The following is a 9,765-nucleotide window of genomic DNA, read 5'->3' as shown; positions in this document are numbered from 1 at the left end:
CTGCGTCCCCTGTCCGCAGTCGCACGCCGCCAAAATCTGACGACGGAATTCCTTCGAGTAAATCATCGATCACCTCCGGTGATCGCCTAGCCTACTCAACTCCCGCCGATCGCGCTACGGCAATTTGGGATGCGCTCTAGTGAAACTCTGAGCCTGCGATGGGCCGATGTCGATTGGGCGAATAGCCGCGTGCGCGTGCGGAGTCCGAAGACGGAACATATCGAAGGCAAAGAGTCGCGGATGATTCCGCTCTTCCCCGAGCTCCGGCCATTTCTTCAAGAGGCCTGGGAGCAAGCGGCACCGAAGGCCGAGTTCGTCGTGATGAGCTATCGCTCGATCAAGCAGAACCTCGGCACGCAGTTCAAACGGATCATCGAACGTGCCGGTCTCGAACCGTGGCCGAAGCTCTTTCAAAATCTCCGCAGCACGCGCGAGACCGAGCTCATGGAGTCCTTTCCCGCGCATGTCGTCTGTGCGTGGATCGGGAATAGCGAAGCCGTTGCTCGAAAGCACTACCTACAAGTCACCGACGATCACTTTGCTAAAGCCTCGGGGCAGGCCGTGAAGCCGGTGCAAAACACGGTGCAGCAAAGCGCCGAAACGACCCGAATCGAGCCGCAACCTGCTAAGTCAGCGCATGAAAAAACCCCGGGATTTCCGGGGTTTTCTGCATCTTGCGACTTAGTGCACGAATGTATAGTACCCCTACGGGGATTCGAACCCCGGTTAACGGATTGAGAACCCGACGTCCTAGGCCTCTAGACGATAGGGGCATGCACTTCTGCCGAAGACTTTATTATTAGTTGACGACCGAACGGATGTCAACGGGCCGGCGCCGCAAACCGGACGATCGAAACGAGAAAGTCTGAGTCGGAAACTAGAAGTCGCAACCTAAGCGCCGCAGCGCGCTAGCGCTTCCGTCATTCGCTTTGTTGTTCCGGTTTGCGGCGGCGTTGCCATTCGCGCCAGGTCTCGGCTTGCGGCTGCGGGAATTTTTCCAACAGCGGGCCGATCGCCGCGGCGAGCGATTTCGCGAGAACCGGATCGACCAACTCGGCCAGCGGCGTCAGCTCCTTCAACGTCCGTGATGCGCCGGGCAGGTCGGATTGGCGAACCTGCAAGATCACGCGGCCGGCAAGCCCAAAGGCGCGATCCGCCGGCTCGCCGTTGGTCTCCGTCGCGAACTCCAAGAAGATCGGTTCCGCTTGCTTGAAGCGATTCTGCTGGAGGTAAAGTCGCGCGAGCTCTTGCTTCGCCTGTTGCACGTATTCCACATCGCGCGGAAAGTATTCGACGACGCTCGACAACGATTCTTCGCGAGTTTGATCGTCGAGTTGCACGCGCGCCAAGTTCCACTGCGCTTCGGCCGAGGCTTGTCGCGGAATCTCGTTGTGCGGCGTCGCCGGCGGAGCGGGGAGCGCGTTCTTCTCGACGAGCGCTTGGCGATTCGCCGTGATCGAGTATTGCATGTCTTGCGCCATGCGCGGATCGAGCAACCGCCAGCCGTTTTTCAATTGCAGCCGGCCGATCGCTTCGGCGGCCTCGGGAAATCGGCCCCGCTTCGTGTAGACGAGGCTCTGGCCGGCGAGGCCGAAGGCTTGATATTCCTCGGAGAGCATGCCGGCGAATTCGTCGAACAAGGCCGACGCTTCATCCAGTCGATTGTCGCGCCAGTAGAGCCGTGCGAGCTCTTGCCGCGCACGAGCGACATGGTACTTATCTTCGGGAAAATAAAACTGCACGCTCTTGAGGCGGTCTTCGCTGTCGGGCCCCGGCCAGAGCGCGGCGGCCAGTTGGGCTTCGGCCGAATCGCGCCGCGGCACTCGGGCCGCATCGAGCGGACGCAAGATGCGCGGCTCGCGCCAAGCCCGCACGCCGGCCGCGGCGCCGCCGAGCAGAAACGCCGCGAGCACGGCGATGGCGAGCGGCTTCCAGCGGCGATCGCGCTTGCGCAAGACGATCGCTTGCGTCTTCATGAGCGTGTCGAGTTGCCGCGTGGCCGATTGCAGGCCCGCCGCGACGCTTTCTTCCAAGGCCGATTGTTGGTCGAGTTCGGCCGACCAGGAGACGTCGTCGCCGGCGCCGTCTTGGGCGATCGGGAGCGTGCGGAGCTCGCGCACCATCTCGCGGGCCGAGGCGTAACGATCTTGCGGCTTCTTCGCCATCATCCGATGCACGATGCGGCAGAGCGCGACCGGCAAGTCGGGCCGCATCTCTTCGAGCTTGCGCGGCTCGCTCTTCAAATGTTGCACGGCCACGGAGAGCGCCGTCTCGCCTTGAAACGGCGGCGCTCCGGCCAGCATGTGGTAGCAAGTGACCCCGAAGCTGTAGATGTCGCTCCGCGGGTCGAGCGGTTTCCCTTCGACTTGCTCCGGGCTCATGTAGAGCGGCGTCCCCATCGTGACGCCGACTTGCGTGAGATGCAGCGTATCGTCGTCGCGCGTGATGCGTGCCAGGCCGAAGTCGGCGACCTTCAACTCGCCCGACGTCGAGAGCATGATGTTCTCGGGCTTGATGTCGCGGTGGACGATGCCGGCGAGCGCGGCTTTGTGCAACGCGGCGGCGGTCTGACGCATGACGCCGACGGCGAGCTTGGCGTCGGGCGAGCCGTTGCGACGGAGCCACTCGCGCAAGTTCATTCCCTGCACGTATTCTTGCGCGATGTAATGCAGACCCTCGGCCTGGCCGACTTCGTAGATCTGCACGATGTTGGCATGCACGAGCGAGGCCGCGGCCATCGCTTCGTTTTGGAAGCGGGCCACATACGTGACGTCGCCGGCGAGATGGATCTTTAAGACCTTGAGCGCCACTTGGCGGCGCAGCTTGCGCTGTTCGGCGAGATAGACTTCGGCCATCGCCCCGCGACCCAAGCGCCGCAAGAGCTTGTAATCGCCGAGCACGCGACCGGAAAGGTCGGCTTCGTCGACGGCGGCGGATGGGCGAACGGTCTCGGCCATGATGTTTCCAGTATCCGTCGCGAGCCGGCGAATTACAACGTGGGCAACGCAGCAGAAGGTGGACAACGGAGCAGGCGCAGCGTGCCGGCTACTTTTTCGCCGTCTCGGCGCTTTGTTGCGCCAGGCGTTGGGCACTCCGGCCGATGGCCCGCAGCGTGCGGCTACCGATGTAGCCGGCCAGAGTGAGGAGCAGGGCACCGATGCCGATCGTCGTGAAGATCGCTTGCGAGAGGGTACCGGCAAGGAGATAGAAGACGCCGCCGCCGAACGCAATGAGACCGGCGACGAACAGCAGCAGCGTCAACGCTTGTCGGCGTTGCAGACGGGGCTCGTCGGTTTGCCGGAGCACGGCACCGAGTGCGCCGAAGATCGAGAGCGAGAGCCCGAACAAACGGGAGACGATCTCCAAAGCGCCGAAGAACGCGAGGACGGCGATCGGCCCGAGGAGGAAGAACATAGTTCACGGACTCAGGTCGATCGCCGCGGGGAGGCCCCGCGGTTGTTTTGAGCAGGGAGGCCCCGGGGTATGCATCCCGGGCTATTGAAGGATGCTCATCTAAAACTAGCGCTCAGCGAGTTTTCTTACTTTGCCGGCTTTGTGTTCGTTAGGCCTGCTGCGAAGCCGAGGAGGTCGCCGCGGGCGCGGGAGATGTTCATGAGCCGTGTGTAGTCGCCGGAGGATTGGGCGAGTTCCTGCAATGTCGGAGCGAGGTCCCCTTGGCGCTTGCCCGGCGGTTGCAGCCGGGCCGTTTCGTCGAGCGCTTCGCTCAGCCGACCGGTGCGGGCCAAGAGCGAAAGATAAACTTCGATCGGGGCCGACTCTTGATCTTCCAGCGCTTGCTCGGCTTCCGCCTTGAAGAACTTGGTCGCTTCGTCGACTTGCTCCCCTAAGAGCGCGTGGAAGAACAGAGCGTGGTGCGGATAGGCATCCGTGAACGGAGGGTCGCCGGGGAACTGATAGGAAGCACCGAGATGCTTGCCGTATTCGGTAAGGTCGATCGCGCGGCGAAGCAATTGCGGGTCGTCCAACACGACGGCGAACCGCACGATCGATGCGAGGTGCGTCGAGTCGGTATGGTAGTTGTCGTTCTCGAAGAGCCATTGCCGATCGCGCACGAGATCGGCGAGGGTCGTTTCCGTCGGCGCGGTTCCTTGCTGCCGCTTGATGTCTTCCTTGACGTTGTGCAAGAGCTCGTCGTGGATATGTTCCACAAGCAAACCGGCGACCGAGATCCGATCGCCCTTCGGCCGGCCCTGCATGGTCGAGTCGTAAGTCGTGACGGCGTTGCAGAGCCCGTAGGAGTTGAGCATCAGTTGGAAGCCGAGTCGTGGGGCGACCCCTTCGTTGAGCGCGATGTCGATCACTTCTTCGGCCAAGCTTTCGTCTTCGCGCACAAGCGATTCGAGCGCGGCGGCGACTTCGGCCTTTTCGCCGGTCGGTCTCAGATACATCCACGCTTCGCGCACGCGGCCGACGGCGAGCAGCCCCTTGCCGACTTCACGGCAAGCCTCGATCGATGCGTCTTCGACGGCCGTCCGGCCCGGTTCGGGAAGCTCGTCCATCGTCTTCGACCAGATGACCGGCAGGCCGTGCTTGAGGCGAGCCTGCATCAAGCGGACGTCGAACAGGTCGTGGTACTGATGCGCGCTCTTGAGATGCGCGGCTAAGCGCTCGAGCGCGGCATCGGCGCCGCCGGCGGTCATCGCCTTCGTCATTTCATCGAAGATCGCGGGATCGGCGGCGGAAGTCGCGTCGGCGGCGTGTTCGGCAGACATAGCGGTTCGTAGTGAGAGCTTGTGGGGGTGTGGTAGGGAACGACGAACAGGGTCGACGGGTGGGAAACTTTATCGTAACAGAGCCTCGCCCCTCGGGCAGCCCTCTTTTTTAACGACGCTGCGCCGAGTAGCATGACTGTTTCCGCAGGGGAGACGGCTCCCGTTACGCTAGATCGAGGATCGTATCGCTTTGAGCGCAGAATCGGCAAACTTCGGCGGGTTGCGAGTCGCGGCATTCGAGAGCCGGCGGGCCGAGGAAATGACCCGGTTCATCGAGCGCTTCGGGGGTCGGCCGTTCGTTTCCGCTTCGCTGCGCGAGGTGGCGCTGGAATCGAATCCCGACGCGATCGATTTCGCCAACCGACTGATGTGCGGCGAGATCGACGTCGTGGTGCTGATGACCGGCGTCGGCACGCGGCATCTGTTGGCCCAAGTCGAGCGGCATGTCGATCGGACTCGGTTTCTCAACGCGCTCAGCGACGTGACGACGATCGTGCGCGGGCCGAAGCCTCTGGCGGTGCTGCGCGAATGGGAGATCACGCCGACGCATAAGGCCCCCGAGCCGAATACCTGGCGCGAGATTCTCGGGCTGATCGACGCCGGCGTCGTCGTGGCGAATCAAGTCGTCGGGGTGCAGGAATACGGCAAGCCGAACGTGAGCCTCACGGCCGGGCTCGAGGCGCGCGGCGCCACGGTGCGCACGGTGAAGGTCTACGGCTACGACTTCCCGCTCGACACGAAGCCGCTCGAAGCGAACTTACGCCGCTTGGCGGCAGGCGAACTCGACGTCGTGATGTTCACCTCGGCCCATCAGGTGGTGAACCTCGCGCGCATGGCCGAGCAACTCGGCATCGGCGACGCCGTGCGATCCGGGTTGGAGCGCGTCGTCGTCGCTTCGATCGGCCCGACGACCAGCGAGTCGCTCGCAGACAACGATATTCGAGTCGACGTCGAGCCGGCGCACGGCAAAATGGGGCACCTCGTGCAAGCGGCGGCGGAGCAATCTGCGCAACTCATCGCACGGCGCAAAGCCGGAGGTTCGCCGAAGTTGAAAGCCGCCGCGGCTTCGGCCTCGCCGGGGCGAGCGCCGCAAAAGAGCATCGCCGAAGATCAAGGTTTGCAATCGGCGTTTGCCTTGCGAGCCGGGTCGGATAAGTCGGCCCCGTGGTACGACACGCCGTTTATGAAAGCTTGTCGGCGCGAGCCGTGCGACGTGACGCCCGTGTGGCTCATGCGCCAAGCGGGCCGGTACATGCCCGAGTATCGCGAGGTGCGCGCGAAGACGACGTTCCTCGAACTCTGTAAGAATCCCGCACTCTGCGCCGAGGTAATGGTCACGGCGGTCACGCGGCTCGGGGTCGATGCGGCGATCATCTTCTCCGACTTGCTGCCGATGCTCGAGCCGATGGGAGCCGATCTCGAATTCGCACACGGCGAAGGGCCGATCATCCACAACCCGATTCGCGAAGCCCGCGACGTCGAACGCTTCGACGAGATCACGTCGCTCGAGACGTTGCAGTTCGTCGTCGATACGGTGACGATGACCCGCGCCGCGCTGCCGGGACATATTCCGGTGATCGGTTTCGCAGGCGCGCCGTTTACGTTGGCGAGCTACTTGATCGAAGGGGGAGGAAGTCGACAGTACGCGCATACGAAAGGCTTCATGTATCGCGAGCCGACGGCGTGGCACGAGCTGATGACGAAGCTCGCCCGCAGCGTCACGCTCTACCTCAACGGCCAGATCGCCGGCGGAGCGCAGGCCGTGCAGTTGTTCGATAGCTGGGTCGGTTGCCTCGGGCCGGACGATTATCGGCGCTACGTGTTGCCGTATGTGAAACAGATCGTCGACGGTCTGACGCCCGGCACGCCGCTGATTCACTTCGGTGCGGGCAATCCGATTCTCTTGCCCGATATCGCCGAGGCCGGCGGTGCCGTGATCGGCATCGATTGGCGCACGCGCTTGGACGCGGCTTGGGAGAGCGTCGGGCACGATCGGGCCGTGCAAGGGAATCTCGATCCGCTGGTGTTGTTGTCGACGCCGGAGATCGTGCGAGCGCGAACGCGGGAAGTGCTCGAGCAGGCCGGCAGCCGGCCGGGACACATCTTCAATCTCGGGCACGGCATCGTGCCGCAGACGCCGGTCGATAACGTGCTGGCGTGCGTCGACGCCGTGCATGCGTGGAAAAAATAGGCGCGTGCGGCATGGCTATTCGTCGTCGGATCGCGATCATCGGCGGCGGCATCACGGGCCTCGCCGCGGCGCATCGACTGTCGACGCTCGAGCCGGCCGCGGAAGTCGCGCTGTTCGAGGCCTCGGCTAAGCTCGGCGGCATCTTGCAGACGGTGCGTGCCGACGGCTACCTCATCGAGCAATCGGCCGACAGCTTCGTGACGAACGTGCCGTGGGGGATGGAGCTCTGCCGCGAGCTCGGCATCGCCGATGAACTGATTCCGACGGACGCCGCGCGGCGCCGCGCGATGGTCGTATCGAACGGCAAGCTCGTGCCGGTGCCGGCCGGGTTTCAATTGCTCACGCCTGCGCCGGCGGCGACGCTCATGCAATCACACGCAGCCGCCGGAGAAGAAGCTTCGACGCAGCCCGGCGTGGGGAACGTCGGCGCGTCGCCGGATCAGTCGGCCGGCGCACGCTACGGGCTTTTCACCGCGCCGCGCGAAGGGATGGGCCGGCTCGTCGAAGCGCTCATCGCCAAGTTGCCGGCGAGTTGGATACGACTCGATTCGCCGGTCGAACGCTTGGAGCATGCGGGGCGTGCATGGCGCATCACGCTCGGAGGCGGCCGGCAGAGCGAAACGTTCAACGGCGTGATCATGGCCGTCGGAGCGCCGACCGCGGCGAAGCTGCTCGGCTCGGTCGATGCGGAACTCGCCGCCGGCTTCGCGAAGATTCCGTATGCCGGGTCGACGATCGCGCTCTCCGGTTACAAGCTCGACCAAATCACGGATCCGCTCGATTGCTTCGGCTTCGTGGTGCCCGACATCGAACGGCGCGACATCTTGGCGGCGAGCTTCAGCAGCCGGAAGTTCCCCGGCCGTGCGCCGGAAGGGTGCGTGCTGATCCGCACTTTCCTCGGCGGCGCGCTGCGGCCCGATCTCGTCGCACGAACCGACGACGAGATTCGCGCGATCGTCGGCCGGGAGCTCGGCGAGTTGATCGGCGCGCGGGGCGAGCCGCAGCTGTTTCAAGTGCGCCGCTGGCACGGAGCGATGCCGCAGTATCACCTCGGCCATGTGGCACTCGTAGCGCAGCTCGAAGCGCTCGCCGCGCGCTACGAGGGGCTCGCGCTAGCGGGCAACGCGTTGCGCGGCGTCGGCGTGCCGCAATGCATCCGCACGGGGCGCGAAGCCGCCGAGCGCATGCTTAAGTAGCAGGCACGTTCCACGTGCCGTCCGCCACTTGGGGCTTCGCGCTACGAGCGCGGCTTGGCCGCAGATATGCATCTGCGGCTATTGAATGGAGCGTTGAGAACGTGCCTACAACTTTACGTCCGTGCTTCGGGCGGGCACTTCGAGTTCAAGAAGTCGATCAGTTGCCGGAGCCGGCCGAGGCTGCGGCGGTTGAAGCGGAACATGAGCCGCGGCAATTTCAACAAGTCGACTTCGTCGCGCTCTTCGGGGAGCGGTTCGAGCAGCAATTCGAATGTGCCGCCGGTGATGATGTCGGCGAACTTCGTATTGATCTCGGCCAATTGCTCCGGACTCGGAGCATGCTGCAAACGGAAGACGAGCCGCTCGCGAACGTAGCGCATGCTATGGTACGTGCAGAAAAAGTTCGTGATCTCGTTCACCGCTTCCTCGGCGCTCTCCGTGACTTTGAAGAGCGAGAGATCTTCCGGCGAGATCATCCGCGCGTCGAGCAGCCGGGCCCGCACGTAGGAAAGCAGATCGTGCCAGTAACGGCCGCCGGGGGCATCGAGGAATACGATCGGCACCATGTCGCGCTTGCCGGTTTGCAACAGTGTGATCACCTCGAACGCTTCGTCGAGCGTGCCGAATCCGCCGGGCAAGCAGCAGAGCGCGTCGCACTCCTTCACGAACATCAGCTTGCGCGTGAAGAAGTATTTCATGTGCACGAGCTTTTCGTCGCCCGAGATGATCGGGTTGGAGCCTTGCTCGAACGGGAGCATGATGTTGATGCCCATCGAACTGGCGCGGCCCGCGCCGACGTGGCCGGCTTCCATGATGCCGCTGGCGGCGCCGGTGACGACCATCCACTTCCGCTCGGCGATCGCTTTGCCGAACGCGACCGCTTGCTGGTAGGCCGGGTCGGTCTCGCGCGTCCGCGCCGAGCCGAACACCGTGACCTTGCGAATGCGTCGATACGGCGCGAACACCTTGAACGCGTAACGCAACTCGCGCACGGTGCGGTTGATGAGCTTCAAGTCGCCGCGGCTGGCGTGGTCGCGCTCGAGCTTGTCGACCGTTTCACGGAGCTGCGCGATGAGATCGGCCGTCCGTTCGTTGCCGCCGACCGCTTCGATCCGGTTCTTCGGAGCCGGGCCCCCGGGCATCTCGGGCGAAGGCTGCGTCCGCTCGACGGGCGGACTGAGATCGTCGTTGAAGTGCTTATCGGCGGAGTAGTAATCGTGTGGGTCGAGTTCCGGGTCGTCGCTCACGGGCGTTCCTTAACTGGTCGGACATGCAGAGGGGGCGAGATGCTGCTCTTGGGGGCTACATCCTTATTTTATTCACGAGCGCATAAAAAAACCCGACCTCGCCGGGCCGGGTTTCTTCGAAACAGGTGAGATTCATGCGAAATAGCGGAGAGCCGACCTCAGGGAGAGGGCATTGTTTTCACGCGACTTTCCGTGCGACCACTGCCGAGCTTGCTTTTCCGCAAGCTCTATCTGGCGGCGATGCTACACGCAACGCAACTAGAGCGCATTGCAATTAATTGTAGCGGTATCCTGAGTTTCGGAAGTAGTTTCGGCATTCGGATTCTTGGAAGCGGGTGACGAGTTCGCCGCAGCGGCGCCACAAGCCTGCGACGGTTCGCTCCGCCGCGCTGCGGATC

Annotated in this window: 7 protein-coding genes and 1 tRNA gene; 3 read left to right on the top strand and 5 right to left on the bottom strand. The window is 63.6% G+C overall.

All coding sequences use genetic code 11. The features are described 5' to 3' along the window. Positions 1-108 precede the first annotated feature (108 nt). A complete protein-coding gene (locus tag K8U03_22085; protein ID MCE9607586.1) occupies positions 109-738 on the top strand; it encodes a site-specific integrase in 630 nt (209 codons plus the stop codon). On the opposite strand, the gene K8U03_22080 is transcribed toward K8U03_22085, so the two are convergent. The 4 genes from K8U03_22080 to K8U03_22065 form a co-directional block, all read right to left on the bottom strand. Beyond that, positions 701-773: transfer RNA gene (locus tag K8U03_22080), tRNA-Glu, on the bottom strand. The two genes, K8U03_22085 and K8U03_22080, sit on opposite strands and share 38 nt — an antisense overlap. A 147-nt stretch (positions 774-920) precedes the next feature. After that, positions 921-2,957 (bottom strand): serine/threonine protein kinase, encoded by a 2,037-nt coding sequence (locus K8U03_22075; GenBank protein MCE9607585.1) that lies wholly within the window; start codon positions 2,955-2,957, stop codon positions 921-923. 88 nt (positions 2,958-3,045) lie between these two features. Continuing rightward, on the bottom strand, positions 3,046-3,414 hold the full coding sequence (locus K8U03_22070) for a hypothetical protein (GenBank protein MCE9607584.1): 369 nt from the start codon (positions 3,412-3,414) through the stop codon (positions 3,046-3,048). Positions 3,415-3,539: 125 nt separating this feature from the next. Beyond that, positions 3,540-4,733, bottom strand: a complete 1,194-nt coding sequence (locus tag K8U03_22065; GenBank protein ID MCE9607583.1) for a hypothetical protein — start codon at positions 4,731-4,733, stop codon at positions 3,540-3,542. A gap of 190 nt (positions 4,734-4,923) precedes the next feature. Between K8U03_22065 and hemE the strand changes: the two genes are divergently transcribed. Together hemE and hemG are read left to right on the top strand one after the other, a co-directional pair. Beyond that, positions 4,924-6,924 carry a uroporphyrinogen decarboxylase gene (gene hemE / locus K8U03_22060; protein ID MCE9607582.1) on the top strand — a complete coding sequence of 667 codons (2,001 nt, stop codon included), beginning with the start codon at positions 4,924-4,926 and terminating at the stop codon, positions 6,922-6,924. 11 nt (positions 6,925-6,935) lie between these two features. Continuing rightward, on the top strand, positions 6,936-8,120 hold the full coding sequence (gene hemG / locus K8U03_22055) for a protoporphyrinogen oxidase (GenBank protein ID MCE9607581.1): 1,185 nt from the start codon (positions 6,936-6,938) through the stop codon (positions 8,118-8,120). 113 nt (positions 8,121-8,233) lie between these two features. Here hemG and K8U03_22050 read toward each other — a convergent pair whose 3' ends face one another. Further along, a complete protein-coding gene (locus tag K8U03_22050; GenBank protein ID MCE9607580.1) occupies positions 8,234-9,262 on the bottom strand; it encodes a TIGR00730 family Rossman fold protein in 1,029 nt (342 codons plus the stop codon). Positions 9,263-9,765 lie beyond the last annotated feature (503 nt).

Source organism: Planctomycetia bacterium (assembly GCA_021413845.1).
GTDB lineage: Bacteria > Planctomycetota > Planctomycetia > Pirellulales > PNKZ01 > PNKZ01.
Note: the sequence above shows the minus strand (reverse complement) of the source record. Positions and strands in the feature narration are given on the sequence as shown.